This is a genomic window from Enterobacter hormaechei ATCC 49162 (genome assembly GCF_001875655.1).
GTDB classification, from domain to species: Bacteria; Pseudomonadota; Gammaproteobacteria; order Enterobacterales; family Enterobacteriaceae; genus Enterobacter; species Enterobacter hormaechei.
The window spans coordinates 1,314,985-1,330,426 of record NZ_MKEQ01000001.1 but is presented as its reverse complement, the minus strand read 5'-3'; the positions used below and the strand labels follow the sequence as shown (position 1 = coordinate 1,330,426).

General features: G+C 52.8%; 15 protein-coding genes. 7 read left to right on the top strand and 8 right to left on the bottom strand.

The annotated features are described in order from the left end of the window. Positions 1 to 6 precede the first annotated feature (6 nt). The gene (locus BH712_RS06695; RefSeq protein WP_006809466.1) at positions 7 to 735 is read right to left on the bottom strand and encodes a phosphatase PAP2 family protein; all 729 of its coding nucleotides are present in this window, start codon (positions 733 to 735) and stop codon (positions 7 to 9) included. A gap of 167 nt (positions 736 to 902) precedes the next feature. Between BH712_RS06695 and BH712_RS06690 the strand changes: the two genes are divergently transcribed. Then, on the top strand, positions 903 to 2,135 hold the full coding sequence (locus BH712_RS06690) for an MFS transporter (RefSeq protein ID WP_006809465.1): 1,233 nt from the start codon (positions 903 to 905) through the stop codon (positions 2,133 to 2,135). Between the two features lie 66 nt (positions 2,136 to 2,201). On the opposite strand, the gene BH712_RS06685 is transcribed toward BH712_RS06690, so the two are convergent. Together BH712_RS06685 and BH712_RS06680 are read right to left on the bottom strand one after the other, a co-directional pair. After that, entirely contained in the window at positions 2,202 to 3,014 is an 813-nt protein-coding gene (locus BH712_RS06685) for a Cof-type HAD-IIB family hydrolase (protein ID WP_006809464.1), read from the bottom strand. Further along, on the bottom strand, positions 3,004 to 4,218 hold the full coding sequence (locus BH712_RS06680) for an MFS transporter (RefSeq protein WP_006809463.1): 1,215 nt from the start codon (positions 4,216 to 4,218) through the stop codon (positions 3,004 to 3,006). The genes BH712_RS06685 and BH712_RS06680 overlap by 11 nt, the downstream gene beginning before the upstream one ends. Before the next feature lie 82 nt (positions 4,219 to 4,300). On the opposite strand from BH712_RS06680, the gene BH712_RS06675 reads away from it, so the two are divergent. Then, on the top strand, positions 4,301 to 4,852 hold the full coding sequence (locus tag BH712_RS06675; protein ID WP_006809462.1) for a TetR/AcrR family transcriptional regulator: 552 nt from the start codon (positions 4,301 to 4,303) through the stop codon (positions 4,850 to 4,852). 20 nt (positions 4,853 to 4,872) lie between these two features. Here the strand turns inward: BH712_RS06675 and arsC are convergent, their stop codons facing one another. The 4 genes from arsC to BH712_RS06650 all read right to left on the bottom strand — a co-directional run bounded on the left by arsC (position 4,873) and on the right by BH712_RS06650 (position 10,527). Continuing rightward, positions 4,873 to 5,304 carry a glutaredoxin-dependent arsenate reductase gene (gene arsC, locus BH712_RS06670; RefSeq protein ID WP_006809461.1) on the bottom strand — a complete coding sequence of 144 codons (432 nt, stop codon included), beginning with the start codon at positions 5,302 to 5,304 and terminating at the stop codon, positions 4,873 to 4,875. Positions 5,305 to 5,681: 377 nt separating this feature from the next. Continuing rightward, on the bottom strand, positions 5,682 to 7,358 hold the full coding sequence (locus BH712_RS06660) for an SNIPE associated domain-containing protein (RefSeq protein ID WP_032673563.1): 1,677 nt from the start codon (positions 7,356 to 7,358) through the stop codon (positions 5,682 to 5,684). A gap of 537 nt (positions 7,359 to 7,895) precedes the next feature. Then, positions 7,896 to 8,534 carry a GIY-YIG nuclease family protein gene (locus tag BH712_RS25100; protein WP_226864997.1) on the bottom strand — a complete coding sequence of 213 codons (639 nt, stop codon included), beginning with the start codon at positions 8,532 to 8,534 and terminating at the stop codon, positions 7,896 to 7,898. A gap of 307 nt (positions 8,535 to 8,841) precedes the next feature. Further along, a complete protein-coding gene (locus BH712_RS06650; protein WP_001024855.1) occupies positions 8,842 to 10,527 on the bottom strand; it encodes an aspartate:alanine antiporter in 1,686 nt (561 codons plus the stop codon). A gap of 274 nt (positions 10,528 to 10,801) precedes the next feature. Between BH712_RS06650 and BH712_RS06645 the strand changes: the two genes are divergently transcribed. Next, positions 10,802 to 11,176: an inner membrane protein YbjM gene (locus BH712_RS06645; protein ID WP_032673562.1), complete on the top strand. Its 375-nt coding sequence runs from the start codon at positions 10,802 to 10,804 to the stop codon at positions 11,174 to 11,176. A 30-nt stretch (positions 11,177 to 11,206) separates the two neighbouring features. On the opposite strand, the gene BH712_RS06640 is transcribed toward BH712_RS06645, so the two are convergent. Continuing rightward, positions 11,207 to 11,476: a GrxA family glutaredoxin gene (locus BH712_RS06640; protein WP_006809455.1), complete on the bottom strand. Its 270-nt coding sequence runs from the start codon at positions 11,474 to 11,476 to the stop codon at positions 11,207 to 11,209. 185 nt (positions 11,477 to 11,661) lie between these two features. Between BH712_RS06640 and nfsA the strand changes: the two genes are divergently transcribed. From nfsA to potF, 4 genes are all read left to right on the top strand, one after another. Further along, positions 11,662 to 12,384, top strand: coding sequence for a nitroreductase NfsA (nfsA, locus tag BH712_RS06635; protein WP_006809453.1), 723 nt, complete (start codon positions 11,662 to 11,664; stop codon positions 12,382 to 12,384). 64 nt (positions 12,385 to 12,448) lie between these two features. Beyond that, the gene (rimK, locus tag BH712_RS06630; protein ID WP_000684313.1) at positions 12,449 to 13,351 is read left to right on the top strand and encodes a 30S ribosomal protein S6--L-glutamate ligase; all 903 of its coding nucleotides are present in this window, start codon (positions 12,449 to 12,451) and stop codon (positions 13,349 to 13,351) included. 63 nt (positions 13,352 to 13,414) lie between these two features. Further along, positions 13,415 to 13,891, top strand: coding sequence for a YbjN domain-containing protein (locus tag BH712_RS06625; RefSeq protein WP_003858385.1), 477 nt, complete (start codon positions 13,415 to 13,417; stop codon positions 13,889 to 13,891). Between the two features lie 349 nt (positions 13,892 to 14,240). Continuing rightward, entirely contained in the window at positions 14,241 to 15,353 is a 1,113-nt protein-coding gene (gene potF, locus BH712_RS06620) for a spermidine/putrescine ABC transporter substrate-binding protein PotF (protein ID WP_006809450.1), read from the top strand. Positions 15,354 to 15,442: the final 89 nt, after the last annotated feature.

Genomic DNA, 15,442 nt, shown 5'->3' with positions numbered 1-15,442 from the left:
ATCTCGTTACTCTTTAGCAAACCAGGTGGAAACCAGCCCGTAAACCAGCACCTGGGAAAACCAGACCCACCACCCGGCCCACAGGTTGTGAGAGAAAAAATGTGCCCCGCGCATGACCTGCCCGAAGCCCATCAAAAGGCCCATCACCGCACCCACCGCGACGAAGGTCCAGGCCAGGCGCGGACGTTCACGCCAGAAGGCAAAAAACAGCCCCATGACCATAAACCCGCTTGAGGCGTGGCCGCCGGGAAAGCAGCGTCCCGGTCCGCTGTCGGTCGGGATCGCACTGAACAGGGGATACGCAACGGCTTTGCCGCCATACTCCACCAGATCCCACGGACAGCTGTGGTGGCTTATGCTTTTCAGCACCCCCACCACCAGCGCACCCAGCCCCATCAGAAGCGCGGCCGTCACCAGCCGGGCATTGCGTCTGTAAGCGCCGTAAATCAGCGATGCGGCAGCCAGCGCAATGGCGATGTATTTCGCCAGTCGATGGTTCAGCAGATCCAGCAGCGGGTTTTGCTGGAGCGGAAAATGGTGCGTCGCCGCGTCATACCAGAAGCCGGTGATCCATCGGTCAAGTGATTCATCGCGCGAAAGCCAGGTAAAAAGCACCGCAAGGACGATCAGCACGAAAAGCTGATAACCATAAAAGCGGACGGGCAAACGGTAAAGGCGTTTTGTCTTGTTTGTCGGTAACTTAGATAATTCTGAAGGGCTGACGGCGTGTGTCATAGTTTCGGTCAATAACGTGAAATAGCACTATCATAGGGAGGACAACTTAAGGAAACCTTAAACGACAACGATAAGTGCCTTATTTCTGTGTTTTCACGTGATTGTGCTATCTCAGACAGCGGCAATTCATTACACTCATCGCGATTTTTTCATACTAAAGAGATTGCATGATAAACCGTTCTTCTTCCGGTAATCGTCTGGGTCGTCAGGCGTTACTTTTTCCTCTGTGTCTGGTGCTTTACGAATTCTCTACCTACATCGGCAACGACATGATCCAGCCAGGCATGCTGGCTGTGGTTGAGCAGTACAACGCAGGTATTGAATGGGTGCCAACCTCCATGACCGCCTATCTTGCGGGCGGTATGTTTTTACAGTGGCTGTTAGGGCCGCTGTCGGATCGTATTGGCCGCCGTCCGGTGATGCTGACGGGCGTGGTGTGGTTTATCGTCACCTGTCTCGCCACCCTGCTGGCGCAAAATATTGAGCAATTCACGCTGCTGCGCTTCCTTCAGGGCGTGAGCCTGTGCTTTATCGGCGCCGTGGGCTATGCCGCTATTCAGGAGTCGTTTGAGGAGGCGGTGTGTATCAAAATTACCGCGCTGATGGCAAACGTGGCGCTGATTGCGCCGCTTCTGGGGCCGCTGGTGGGCGCCGCATGGGTCCACGTTGCGCCGTGGGAAGGGATGTTCGTCCTCTTTGCCGCGCTCGCGGCGATCTCTTTCTTCGGCCTGCACCGGGCGATGCCGGAAACCGCCACCCGCCTGGGCGAAAAGCTCTCGCTTAAAGAGCTGGGGCGGGATTATAAGGCGGTGCTGAAAAACGGCCGTTTTGTCGCGGGCGCGCTGGCGACGGGCTTTGTCAGCCTGCCGCTGCTGGCGTGGATTGCCCAGTCGCCGGTTATTATCATCAGCGGCGAGCAGCTTAGCAGCTATGAGTATGGCCTGTTACAGGTGCCGATTTTTGGCGCGCTGATTATCGGTAACCTGGTGCTGGCGCGTCTGACGTCGCGTCGTACCGTGCGTTCGCTGATTATTATGGGCGGCTGGCCCATTGCGGCAGGGCTGATTATCGCGGCGGTGGCGACCGTAGCCTCGTCTCATGCGTACCTGTGGATGACGGCGGGGCTGAGCGTTTACGCGTTTGGTATTGGCGTGGCGAATGCCGGTCTGGTACGCCTGACGCTGTTTGCCAGTGAAATGAGTAAAGGCACGGTGTCCGCCGCGATGGGGATGCTGCAAATGCTGATTTTCACCGTCGGTATTGAGGTGAGCAAGCACGCCTATGCTTTCGGCGGCAACGGGCTGTTCAGCCTGTTCAATCTCGCAAACGGTGTGCTGTGGGTAGGGCTGATGGTGGTGTTCCTGAAGGACAAACGCGTCGGAAACGCCCTGCAACCGTAATCTTTATCCCTCTCCCCTTTGGGGAGAGGGCCTGGGTAAGGGGAGAGGACACCAGAGCGCACGGAATCAATTAAACGGCGCCTTCCCGTCCAGCACCTTATCAATCACGTCCAGCACCCCTTCGTCATTATTATTTGGCGCTTCATAGCGGGCCACCGCTTTAATATGCGGTCTGGCATTGGCCATCGCGAAGCCAAACCCAGCCTGTCGCAACATCTCCACGTCGTTACCGCTGTCGCCAAAGGCCACCACCTCGCTGTCGTCAATGCCCCAGCGCGCTTGCAGGATCCGCAGACCGTTAGCCTTGTGCACGCCGGGGATAATCAGGTCGATACTGCCGTGTCCCGTGGTCACCGGCACCATGATGTCGCCAAGCTTCTCATGCAGCAGCGCCTGAATGCGCGGTATTTCGTCATCAGAGACGTTAAGCCCGAACTTGAAGAAAATATCGTTGAGGTTGTCAAAGCTGCTGACGCTTTCAAGGCGGTGATAGTATTTCGCGGCGATCTCTTTAAAGAGGTCGTCATACGTTTTCAGCGTGTAGGCGCTGTTTTTTCCACAGGCAATGATTTCAATGCCGGGCACGTCGTTTAGCAGGGTGGCGACGGTCAGGAAGTGCTCTTTCGACAGCTCGCCGTTAAACACATCTTCGCCCGCATCCACCACCCAGCCGCCGTTTTCGGCGACGAAGGCGATTTCATGGGCGATCTCCGGGAAAAATGAGATCAGCTGGTAGTACTGGTTTCCGCTGGCGACCACAAAACGGATGCCTTGCGCTTTCATGCGCGCGTACTGCGCCAGAAAACGCGCGCGGTTATAGGTTTTTGCATCGCTCAGGAAGGAGCCATCCATGTCGACTGCAATCAGTTTAACGCTCATATCCCTTCTCCATTGACGTTGGTTCTGCTTCCGGTTTTGCCACCGCGCGCGCCACCAGGGCGGCAATAATCACTAACCCTAATACCACCAGCATCGCGCTGCGTAACCCGTAGTGCTCACCGAGGAACCCAAGCAGCGGTGGCCCCACCAGAAAAGCAAGGTAGCCCGTGGTCGCCACGACGCTTACGCGCGTCGGCGCATCCGGGCCGGTATCGCTGGCCGCGGAAATGGTCAGCGGGAAGCCAAGGGAGGCGCCCAGTCCCCACAGGATCACCGACACACCAGCAATCCAGTCCACATCCACAAAGATAATCATCGCGATGCCCAGCCCGCCCAGCAGGGCGCTGGCACGGACGACCGCCACGCGGCTGTAGCGGTCGATAAACCAGCCGCCGGTAAAACGTCCGACGGTCATACCGAGCGTAAACCCGGCGTAAATCAGCGAGCCGGAGGTGGGGCTAAATCCGTGCCCATCCACCATCAGCAACGGTAGCCAGTCGTTGGCGGAGCCTTCAGCAAATGCCATTGCAAGCACCACCACGCCAATCAGCATCAGCTGGAAATCACGATAGAAGGGCAATCCTTTTGCCGCAGATTTCTGTTCGTCCGAGGCGTTTTGTCCCGTACCGGCGGGAATGGCCCTGATGCCAGTGAGGATCGGGATAATGCAGACCAGCGCCGCCAGTAAAATGTGCACATTGGCCGCGATGCCCAGCGCCGTCAGCCCCATCCCCACGCCCGCGCCCGCCAGCGTGCCGAGACTGTAAAAGCCATGCATCATCGGCAGTACCGTTTTGTTCATCGCCTGTTCGACGGCGGCCCCTTCCACGTTAATGGCCACTTCAGCCGCACCAAAGCTGCCGCCAAACACCATCAGCCCAAGGGCAAACATCAGCGGCGAGGCGAACCACAGCGCCACGCTCAGACCGAGCATACCTGCTACTGCACAGCACATGGTGGTGCGGATCACCGCGCGCGTGCCAAAGCGCTTCACCAGCCAGGCCGAGCAGAGGATGCCGCTCATCGAGCCAATCGACAGACCAAACAGCACGATCCCCATCTCCGCCGTCGAGACGGACAGCGTATCGCGGATTGCCGGGGTACGCGTCGCCCAGGAAGCCATCAGCAGTCCGGGGATGAAGAAGAACATAAACAGCGCCCACATGCGCAGATGCAGGGCTTTGCGAGGAGAAGTTAGCGTCATTGGGATAAGCACCAGAAGTACAACAATAGCGACAACACTAGCAACTTTGTGTACATTTGTACATAAACCGGATGAGGATTTTATGAGCAGACCACCGAACGACCCTAACCGCCGCGAGAAGATACTCCAGGCGACGCTGGACACCATTGCTGAACACGGTATTCATGCCGTCACGCACCGCAAGATTGCCACCTGCGCAGGCGTGCCGCTGGGGTCGATGACCTACTATTTCGACGGGATGGAGTCGCTTCTGGAGGAGGCGTTCACGTGGTTTACGCAGCAGATGTCTCAGCAGTACCGGGATTTCTTCGCGGGGGTGACCGGGCGGGAGAGGGCGTGCGAGGCCATTACCACGCTGATCCACAGCTCCGCCGTGACCACGCCACACAATATGGCGCTGATGTATCAGTTGTACGCCTTTATGCACCGCAGCGCCGCGCTGAAAACGGTCATGCAGGACTGGATGAAGATGAGCCAGACTACGCTGGAGCAGTGGTTTGATCCGGCCACCGCCCGCGCGCTTGATGCGTTTATCGAAGGGATGACGCTGCATTTTGTGACCGATCGGGCGCCGTTATCCCGTGAGGAGATCCGGACGATGGTGGGGAGGATTGCGGGCGAGGATACCGTCTGATAGCGCTCGCCCAACTACGCCTACTGCCGGGAAATTTTTTTCCCGCTGGCGTCAACGACGACTTCACCATCTTCCTTCGTAAATGCCCCTTTTTGCGCGTCTGGAAGGATGTCGAGCACGACCTCAGAAGGGCGGCACAGACGGGTGCCCAGCGGCGTTACCACAATCGGACGGTTAATAAGAATAGGGTATTGCAGCATGAAATCGATAAGCTGGTCGTCGGTGAAAGGTCCCTGTGCAAGGCCCAGTTGCTCATAAGGTTCGACGTTTTTACGCAGCAGATCGCACACGGAAATCCCCATGTCTGCAATCAGCGTGGTCAGTTGATCGCGTGACGGCGGGTTTTCCAGATAGAGAATAATCTCTGGTTCCGTACCGCTGTTGCGGATCATCTCCAGCGTATTGCGCGACGTGCCGCAGGCGGGGTTGTGATAAATGGTGATGTGGCTCATATCAGTGACTCATAACGGTGTGAAGGAGAGACGTAGCCCCTGCCAAAAACATCTTTTGCTGCATTATATCTGTTTTTATGGATATGTTGTGGTCAGCACGAGCCAGGAATCCGGTTTTCATCTTCATGCACGTCTTTTCCCGCAGGCAGTTCCAACTGTTGTCGATAACGGTTGCCGCCCATGCAGGCATGTTGGGAGAGAGACGTTAGTGGATCCATTTATCCTCACAACGGTCGATAACTAGCCCGGATTCGCTGAGCAATGCCATATGGCGGAAGACCTTCGGCTGCGGCTTGATGATGGCGGGAGAGAAGCAGAGATTACGATATGACCTGGCGTATCATTAGTATGCCAGGTCATATTATGACGACGATATTTTATGCAACAACTAACTCATCATTATCTATAAATGCTGCGTTGCGCTCATTCTCAATAGCTAAAGATTCTCTGTATTCCTTTGCCTCTGCAAACATCGTCCAGTGTGCATCAATATTCATTTTTTGAATTGTAGATTTAATATCTTTAATACCAACATTAAAGAACTCTTTACGTGAATTAACTTTGTTTACCTGTTTATCATTAAAAACTTTATGAAGGTGATTTTCAAGCGAAGGGGCATCATCACTGTAGATCATTGCATGCACATCGAATGAGAATGGTACGCTGGCATCCCCAAGCTCACGAACTCGATCAAGTGGTTCAAGTCGGCGTGTCATTCCAATCTTATAAACGTTTTCGCCAAAGGAACCGATGTTACTTATCACATATACATGACCTGATCGTGTTTGCTGCGCCATCGAAATGGCTCGCTGGTTTTTGGCTTCAGCTTCTTCGTATTTAATTTGTAGTTCAGCTAGTTTCTCTTCGAGGGCTAAACGTTGTTCTTCACCTGCGAGCATCAGTTCTTTAGTCGCTTTCTCAATGGCCTGTTGAATTGCTTTTTCTTCTTTTTCAGCTTCTTTAATCGCTTTTTCGTACTCGCGACGCGCTTTCTCTTCTTCACGCAATTGCTCTTTGATTCGTCTTTGTTCTTCTTTTTCTTCAAGCATGATTTCATTTACAGCCACTCCCCATTTAAGCTCATTGAGACGGGCCTGTAAGTATATATCAGTAATCCTGGCGGATCTAAAAGCAGAGCCATTAAAATTCACAAGCTCAAAAGCATCTTTAATTTCTTGAGATAATTTACCATAATTGTTATGTTTAATTTTTGAAAGGGTGCTATCAACCTTTCCATTAAAAGCATCTAGTACAAATTTTATTGCGGTGTTTCGTCTGTTAGATTCGACATACTCACAGCTTGCCGCTTTGCTTGTTTTGATAAGAGACCTGGTTAACTCTTTGGTTTTTTGCAGTTCTTTCCCCGCATCAGTAAATTCATAATTGTCTGCTAGCTCGTCCAAAACGCTTCTATTTGGAATTATCCATTCATCACCGTATCCTTCAATTTTATTTTTCATTGACTTAGCCACAGCCTGGTAAGTCTCCGCGAACTCTTTCGCCTCATATGCAGAACCGGCGATTTGTTTTGCTCGGTTCTCTGCATCTGTGATTATGTTAACGGCATTATCGTTTGCATTGGATATCAGCTCGTCGGCTCTACTATTAGCATTATCTAATTTTTCTTTGGCTTTTAATCGAGCGTTACGGGCTTCTTTAGTGATGATGGTGGCTTCATTGTTGGCATTGCTAATTGTTAATCGGGCATGGTTATTTGCTTCTAAAATAACGCTTGAGGCTTTAAGTTGCGCTTCATTAATTTTATTTGTCGCAATAGAATCCGCGGTTTTAATTTTTTTCTCAGCTTCGAGAACTGCGCTATGCAACTCCTCATACTGCCACAGCGAAGCTGCTTTTCCTTCCAGTTCAGAGTGTTCTCGAATAGCCTGCGCTAAACGTTCCTGGTTTTCACTTAGTTCATGCGAAAGAGTGATGTTTTGATGGTTCAGCTTTTCAACTTCCACCTTATGCTGTTTGTTCTTCTTGAGCAGAATGACAGCCAGTATTGGGGCGGATAAGGCTAATAGTAAAACCACAACGAGAAATAAATCCATTTCAAAATCCTTTAATTCTAACAGTGTTAAACTAGAATGCTCCATAGTATGCAGCAAGTTTAAAATTTGAAAAATTAGCCCAAAACGTTTCTGATATATAAATATTGAACGTGGTTTTTGGGACAGTTAGTCTAACAGAAAAGATTCCAATTTTTTTGATCAAACAGTGCCCAATCGACTTATTTATGTTGGTTATTTGATGTTCAGTGAAACGACTTTAACGTATTGTGCTCTCCTTAAGTGAAACACTGAGTATGCGGGTAGATATCTAAAAATAAATGTCACACCTATACGATATACTTTAAGTAAACTCATACCCTGCGGGTACATTCCCCCTTGTACAAACACCATTAATGTTTGCATACTAGGTGACAGTTTAGAATGATAGGTTGCACAATCATACATTAATGAAGCATAAACATATGTTTGCTTTTGGCGTCACCTACAAAAATCCAGCGCATACAATCTCACCCGAAAATTGCATGAATAATCAGTCTAATGATTTTGATAGGCAAGTTGCACTGGAGATCTATCATGTCACTGCGCTGCCAATCTCCTTCTGAAACCTCTCTCATCAGCAATCTCCATCAATCTTGCCTGCGCAGCAGCCTTACTTCGCATTCCTGAAAGCGTCATTTTAAAGTCATGAGCATTTCCTTGGATATTCAATGGTAAGGAAAGCGATGCGATCAGCGTGTCTTCAAGTTTCCAGGGCGCTTCAGCAGGGAACCAGTGAACTTTGGCATTGTTTTCCATCCAGACATCAAGCCACTGCTCGCCTGGATGCGTAAATGTCATTCTGGAGCCAGATCCAACGCGGCGCAGGGGGAAACTACTTACACTGCTTAATAGCACGCCAAGTGTGCGCCTAAGTGTGGAGCCAGCTGCATTACCGCTGTAATGCGTTTTGATACGTGTTCTTAAATTTGAACGGCTGTTAGGTTTCCCTCGTTGGTCGGGTGAAATACCTACATAAAGCAGCGTGTACGCGGCATAGGTAATACAGCCATCGGTCGGCACACCTGGCGGTATTTCCTTGAACCACCAGAAGTAGACACCATTCACTGGCGGAACTGGTGATGGTTTACCCATTACTTCCACTCGACTGTAGATTTTCTCGGGATAAAAATCGAACATGTGGCTTTCCTTACTGACCTTTTTCCTGATTTTATTCATTTGCTGCCTGAGTGCGATGGTTTTCTTGAGCAAGAAAGGGAAAAGAGTGAGGGGAAGTGCATTTTGTTCAGAAAGGCATTCGTGCTAGCGCACAACATAAGAAAGCGGGGTTGTAATTAGTTGATTTTCTGAATCATAGAATTTCAGACAACAAAAAACCCATCAACCTTGAACCAAAACGGCGGGGTTGATGGGCTCCACAAATTGGGGACATCAAAGAAAAGCAGTGGCACTAGTTATGACTGCACCCTGCGAAAAAAGTTCTGCGCGTAACGAAAATTTTTTGCGTCACACGCAAACTTGAGATTTATCCGAGTCCTGGCCAGATGATGATGATCAACGTACCCGCCAGCGTCAGCAGCACGTTGGCGATCGCGTACGTGCCTGCATAGCCCAGCGCCGGGATATTGCTGCGCGCGGTATCGCTGATGATCTCCATCGCCGGTGCGCAGGTGCGCGCCCCCATCATCGCGCCGAAGAGCAGGGCGCGGTTCATGCGCAGCACGTAGGCGCCGAACAGGAAGCAGATCACCACCGGTACCAGGCTGACGATAAGTCCGGAAACCAACATCTGCCAGCCGACAGCGCCCAGACCGTTGCCAATACCACTCCCGGCGCTTAAGCCGACACCCGCCATAAAGACCATCAGACCGAACTCTTTCACCATGTTCAGCGCCCCCTGAGGGATATAGCCGAACGTGGGATGGTTCGCTCGCAGGAAGCCCAGCATGATCCCCGCGAACAGCAGACCGGCTGCGTTACCGATGCCGAAGCTAAAGTTGCTGAACTGGAAGGTGATCATCCCGATCATCAGGCCGACAATAAAGAAGGCGCAGAAGGCTAACAGGTCCGTCACCTGGCTGTGGATCGAGATAAAGCCGATACGGTCGGCAACGGTTTTAACACGTCTGGCATCGCCGCTGACCTGCAACACGTCGCCTTTATTGAGCACCACGTTATCGTCGATAGGCATTTCAATCTGGCTGCGGATCACGCGGTTAAGGAAACATCCGTGGTCGGTCAGCTTCAGTTGTGCCAGACGGCGGCCCACGGCGTTGTGGTTTTTCACCACAATCTCTTCGGTGACGATACGCATGTCCAGCAGGTCGCGGTCGAACACCTCTTTCCCGTTGCGGAAGCTCGGATCGAGACGCGCGTGGGCATCCGGGTAGCCGACAAGGGCAATGTCATCGCCCATCTGGAGCACTGCGTCACCGTCCGGGTTCGCCAGAATGCCGTTACGACGGATACGTTCGATATAGCAGCCAGTCTGACGGTAAATCCCCAGCTCGCGCAGGTTTTTCCCGTCGGTCCAGGCAACCAGTTCCGGCCCGACGCGGTAGGCGCGGATCACCGGCAGGTACACTTTACGTTTGGAGTCCGTGTCCAGACCGCGCTCGCGGGCGATGGTCTGTGCGCTGGTCTGGAGATCCTGATGCTGGAGTTTTGGCAGATAGCGCGCGCCCACAATCAGGCTCACCAGACCAATCAGATAGGTCAGGGCATAGCCCAGACTCAGGTTATCCAGCGCGGCGGAAAGCTGGGTGCCTGCCATGCCAGAATGACGAAGCGTATCCCCCGCGCCAACAAGCACCGGCGTGGAGGTCATCGAGCCTGCCAGCATACCGGCCGTTAAGCCGATGTCCCAGCCAAACAGTTTGCCCAGCCCTAACGCAATCAGCAGGGCGCTGCCGACCATCACCAGCGCCAGCATCAGGTAATTTTTGCCGTCCCGGAAAAAAATGGAAAAAAAGTTCGGACCGGCTTCCACGCCGACACAAAAAATAAACAGCATGAAACCTAAGTTAAGCGCGTCCGTGTTAATACTGAAATGTTGTTGGCCTAATAACAGGGAGACGACTAAAACGCCAATGGAATTACCAAGTTGAACTGAACCCAGGCGCAATTTACCCAGACAAAGGCCCAGTGCCAGTACCACAAATAATAACAGGATGTAATTCCCATTTAACAAGTCTGCGACGTTTATATTCACGGAGGCTAACTTCTTGTTTACCAGTAAGTTGTTGAATGAAAGGACTATTTGGGCTACTGTTTTCAGAGTCAGGGAATCACTTCTCACATCCCTGTTTCCTGATAAATACCCTAAACACTAGCAGGCGGTTAGTTTAATCGTAATAGCTACCGACAGCCACCTATTATCGCACGACTTCTGGGCGTGCTTTGGCAAGGATTGCCGCAATGCTTTATCTGACTGGGCGTCCACCGGACGATTTTTGTATTTGATAGAGATAAGTCAGGAGGATAGTTTGAACTTTAAACGAAACTGGGCTGGCGTAATCAGCTGTTTTTTGCTGTTTACGGTCGTTTGCATGTCGCTTGCTTTTAACGTGAAGGGCGCCTTCAGAGCGTCTGGTCATCCCGAGCTGGGCCTGCTGTTTTTCATCCTGCCGGGGGCAGTGGCCAGTTTTCTCTCGCGCAAAGGCGAGGTGGTGATGCCGCTTATCGGAGCCATGCTTGCGGCTCCCCTCTGCTTACTCCTGATGCGCCTGCTGTTAATCTCGTCGAGAAGCGTCTGGCAGGAAGTGGCGTGGCTGCTGAGCGGTGTTTTCTGGTGCGCGCTGGGGGCGCTCTGTTTCTTATTTACGCGTAGCCTGCTGCAACAGCGGAAGCACCGTAAATAAAAACGCCCTCCGGGTGAGGGCGTCTTCGCATTACTGAGCCGCAAACAGGCCCAGGTGTTCTTTGGCGTAGGCTTCGAAATCAGTGCAGCCGCCGATGTGTTTCTGATCGAGGAAGATCTGCGGCACGGTTTCAACCGGTTTACCCACGGTTTTTTCCAGATCGGCTTTAGTGATGCCTTCCGCGTGGATATCCACGTAACGGAAGTTGAAATCATCACGCTCTTCAGTCAGCTTCTCAGCCAGCTCTTTCGCGCGCACACAGTAAGGGCATCCTGGACGACCAAAAATTACTGCAAACATTTCTCTCTCCTCAAAAAACAAGCCTGACGGCGAATAACGCCTATAGTGCACGATAACCTGCCGTCATGGAAAGAAGGTTTCACCTGTCACTTTGATACAGTCAGGCTATGTTTCGCCAATTACATCATGTGGATCATTGCCTATACTGGCTGCCATACGTTTTACGCAACACAAAGAGAGACAAAATGACGCCAACCATTGACCTGCTTCGTTCCCACCGTTCCATTCGTCATTTCACCGATGAGCCGATTACCCAGGCGCAGCGGGACGCGATCATCGACAGCGCAAGAGGCACCTCCAGCTCCAGCTTTTTGCAGTGCAGCTCCATTATCCGCATCACCGATCCGGCGATGCGTGAACAGCTGGTGACGCTGACGGGGGGGCAAAAGCACGTTGCCCAGGCGGCGGAGTTCTGGGTATTTTGCGCCGACTTTAACCGCCACCTGCAAATCTGCCCTGAGGCGGAGCTGGGGCTGGCGGAACAACTGCTGCTGGGCGTGGTGGATACGGCGCTGATGGCGCAAAACGCGTTCACCGCGGCGGAGTCGCTGGGGCTTGGCGGCGTTTATATCGGCGGTCTGCGTAACAATATTGAGAGCGTAACTGAACTGCTGAAGCTGCCGAAACACGTGCTGCCGCTGTTTGGCCTGTGCCTCGGCTGGCCGGCGGATAACCCGGATCTGAAGCCGCGTATTCCTGCCGCGATGCTGGTGCATGAAAACCACTACCAGCCGGTCGACCAGGACGTTCTGAATCAATACGATGAAGAGCTGGCCAACTACTATCTGACGCGCGACAGCAACAACCGCCGCGATACCTGGAGCGACCATATTCGTCGCACCATCATTAAGGAGAACCGCCCGTTCATTCTTGAGTACCTGCACAAACAGGGCTGGGCAACGCGTTAGTCCATTCCTCCTGCGCCTCGTGTATGATAGGCAGGCTTTTCCCATGTCTTTAGAGAGGTGCAGGGTGAAAATTGCCATATTGTCCCGGGATGGAACGCTCTATTCATGTAAACGCCTGCGAGAAGCGGCGGCGAAACGCGGACATCAGGTTGAGATCCTCGATCCGATGTCCTGCTATATGAACATCGATCCTGCGGCGTCGTCGATTCATTACAAAGGCCGCAAACTCCCGCATTTTGATGCGGTCATTCCCCGCATTGGCTCCCAGATCACCTATTACGGCACGGCCGCACTGCGTCAGTTTGAAATGCTGGGCAGCTATCCGCTCAACGAGTCGGTGGCGATCTCCCGCGCCCGCGACAAGCTGCGCTCGCTGCAACTGCTGGCGCGTCAGGGGATCGATCTGCCCGTCACCGGGATTGCCCACTCGCCGGACGACACCAGCGATTTGATCGACATGGTGGGCGGTGCGCCGCTGGTCATTAAGCTGGTGGAAGGCACGCAGGGTATCGGGGTGGTGCTGGCGGAGACGCGTCAGGCGGCGGAGAGCGTGATTGACGCCTTTCGCGGTCTGAATGCCCATATTCTGGTGCAGGAGTATATTAAAGAGGCCAAAGGGCGCGACATCCGCTGCTTCGTGGTGGGCGATGAAGTGGTGGCCGCCATCGAACGGCAGGCGAAAGAGGGCGACTTCCGCTCTAACCTGCACCGCGGCGGTATCGCGCGGGTCGCCCTTATCAGCGAACGCGAGCGCGAGATTGCGGTGAAAGCGGCGCAGACGCTGGGCCTGGACGTGGCGGGGGTCGATCTGCTGCGTGCCGAGCGCGGGCCGCTGGTAATGGAGGTCAACGCCTCGCCGGGGCTGGAAGGGGTGGAAAAAACCACTGGGGTTGATATAGCAGGTAAAATGATCGCATGGATTGAGCGCCATGCGACGCCGGGATTTTGCCTGAAAACGGGCGGTTAAATGGATCCGCGCGCACTTTTTGCGTAATCTGGACAACGTTTTTATTTAAGAGGCTGCACAGCGATGGATTTACAGGTCGTCCCTACACTGGATACGTTACGTCAATGGCTTGATGATGCCGGTATCACTTTCTTCGAATGCGACTCCTGTCAGGCGCTGCATCTGCCTCATATGCAAAATTTCGATGGCATTTTCGATGCCAAAATCGATCTGATTAACGACGTGATCCTGTTCTCCGCGCTGGCTGAAGTGAAGCCTTCAGCGCTGCTGGCGCTGGCGTCTGATTTGTCTGCGATCAACGCCAGTTCTTTGACGGTGAAAGCGTTTCTCGACATACAGGATGATAATCTGCCGAAGCTGGTGGTTTGCCAGTCTTTATTCTCCGGCGCAGGGCTCTCCTTCAAGCAGTTCGCCTGGTTTATGCGCCTGAGCGAAGAGCAAATTTCCATGGTAATGATGGAAGCCAACGCACATCACCTGCTGTATAGCGCGGAAGATGATGCCGAGAATAATGATGCATCTCCCAATTTTCTCCACTAAGCCCGTCTGACTTTTGCGCAGTCGCTGCCAGAGCGGCTGCATTACACCGTTTTTTCTGCTGCTTTTAACCTTTCTTTAAAGAATTTTTCACCTCCTCTCAGGCCGTTTCGGCTTATCACGTAGACATAATCTGCATAAAAAATTGATAAAAGGCGTTTTTTCGTCTGGGCTATAGCCGGAGACACGGGCTACAGTTATTCTTGCGGTGCTTAAAAAAGCGAGCGGAACCTGCCGGAAAAGGGCGGTATTTTATTTCGGGCAGAGCGACAAACTATGCATGATTATTGCATATCTTCAGGCTGCACAGTTTTGGTTCGTTTGTTAACGAGCTTTCAGAAGGAATAACAATATGATCGCCTTGAATAAAAAATGGTTATCGGGTCTGGTTGCGGGTGCTCTGATGGCCGTCTCTGCCGGCACGCTCGCTGCGGAACAAAAAACGCTGCATGTCTATAACTGGTCTGACTATATTGCCCCGGACACGGTGGCTAATTTTGAAAAAGAGACCGGTATTAAAGTGGTCTACGACGTATTCGATTCCAACGAAGTGCTGGAAGGCAAACTGATGGCAGGCAGCACCGGCTTTGACCTGGTCGTCCCGTCTGCAAGCTTCCTGGAGCGTCAGCTAACGGCGGGTGTCTTCCAGCCGCTGGACAAGAGCAAGTTATCGAACTGGAAAAATCTGGATCCGGAAGTGCTGAAGCTGGTGGCGAAGCACGATCCGGAGAATAAATATGCGATGCCTTACCTGTGGGCGACCACCGGTATTGGCTATAACGTGGATAAAGTCAAAGCGGCGCTCGGCCCGGACGTCAAGCTGGACAGCTGGGACGTGGTGCTGAAGCCGGAAAACCTCGAGAAGCTGAAAAGCTGCGGCGTCTCTTTCCTTGATGCACCGGAAGAGATATTTGCCACCGTGCTTAACTATCTCGGCAAAGATCCGAACAGCAGCAAGGCTGATGACTACACCGGCCCGGCGACCGACCTGCTGCTGAAGCTGCGTCCGAATATTCGCTACTTCCACTCCTCTCAGTACATCAATGACCTGGCCAACGGCGACATCTGCGTGGCAATCGGCTGGGCGGGCGACGTCTGGCAGGCGGCTAACCGCGCGAAAGAAGCCAAAAACGGCGTGAACGTTTCCTACTTCATTCCGAAAGAGGGGGCGCTGGCCTTCTTTGATGTTTTCGCGATGCCTGCTGATGCGAAAAACAAAGACGAAGCCTATCAGTTCCTCAACTACCTGATGCGCCCGGAAGTGATTGCCCACATCAGCGACCACGTCTACTACGCCAACGGTAACAAAGCGTCTGTGCCGCTGGTGAGCGAAGAGATCCGCAATAATCCGGCGATCTATCCGCCAGCCGATGTGTTTGCCAAGCTGTTCACCCTGAAAGTACAGGAACCGAAAATTGACCGTGTGCGTACCCGCGCGTGGACGAAGGTGAAGAGCGGTAAATAAGTTACCGTGAGTCTTAGGCCGGGCAAGCGTTAGCGCCCCCGGCAACAGGCGCACCGTTCTGGTGCGCCTGCACCATGATTTGATCTATG

What these genes read in the sequence shown, in the direction of transcription:
- BH712_RS06690 (WP_006809465.1), top strand. Translation starts at nt 903, where the DNA reads ATGATAAACCGTTCTTCTTCCGGTAATCGTCTGGGTCGTCAGGCGTTA.
- BH712_RS06685 (WP_006809464.1), bottom strand. Translation starts at nt 3,014, where the DNA reads ATGAGCGTTAAACTGATTGCAGTCGACATGGATGGCTCCTTCCTGAGC.
- BH712_RS06660 (WP_032673563.1), bottom strand. Translation starts at nt 7,358, where the DNA reads ATGGATTTATTTCTCGTTGTGGTTTTACTATTAGCCTTATCCGCCCCA.
- BH712_RS06680 (WP_006809463.1), bottom strand. Translation starts at nt 4,218, where the DNA reads ATGACGCTAACTTCTCCTCGCAAAGCCCTGCATCTGCGCATGTGGGCG.
- BH712_RS06695 (WP_006809466.1), bottom strand. Translation starts at nt 735, where the DNA reads ATGACACACGCCGTCAGCCCTTCAGAATTATCTAAGTTACCGACAAAC.
- arsC (WP_006809461.1), bottom strand. Translation starts at nt 5,304, where the DNA reads ATGAGCCACATCACCATTTATCACAACCCCGCCTGCGGCACGTCGCGC.
- BH712_RS06640 (WP_006809455.1), bottom strand. Translation starts at nt 11,476, where the DNA reads ATGTTTGCAGTAATTTTTGGTCGTCCAGGATGCCCTTACTGTGTGCGC.
- BH712_RS06675 (WP_006809462.1), top strand. Translation starts at nt 4,301, where the DNA reads ATGAGCAGACCACCGAACGACCCTAACCGCCGCGAGAAGATACTCCAG.
- BH712_RS25100 (WP_226864997.1), bottom strand. Translation starts at nt 8,534, where the DNA reads ATGAATAAAATCAGGAAAAAGGTCAGTAAGGAAAGCCACATGTTCGAT.
- BH712_RS06625 (WP_003858385.1), top strand. Translation starts at nt 13,415, where the DNA reads ATGGATTTACAGGTCGTCCCTACACTGGATACGTTACGTCAATGGCTT.
- nfsA (WP_006809453.1), top strand. Translation starts at nt 11,662, where the DNA reads ATGACGCCAACCATTGACCTGCTTCGTTCCCACCGTTCCATTCGTCAT.
- potF (WP_006809450.1), top strand. Translation starts at nt 14,241, where the DNA reads ATGATCGCCTTGAATAAAAAATGGTTATCGGGTCTGGTTGCGGGTGCT.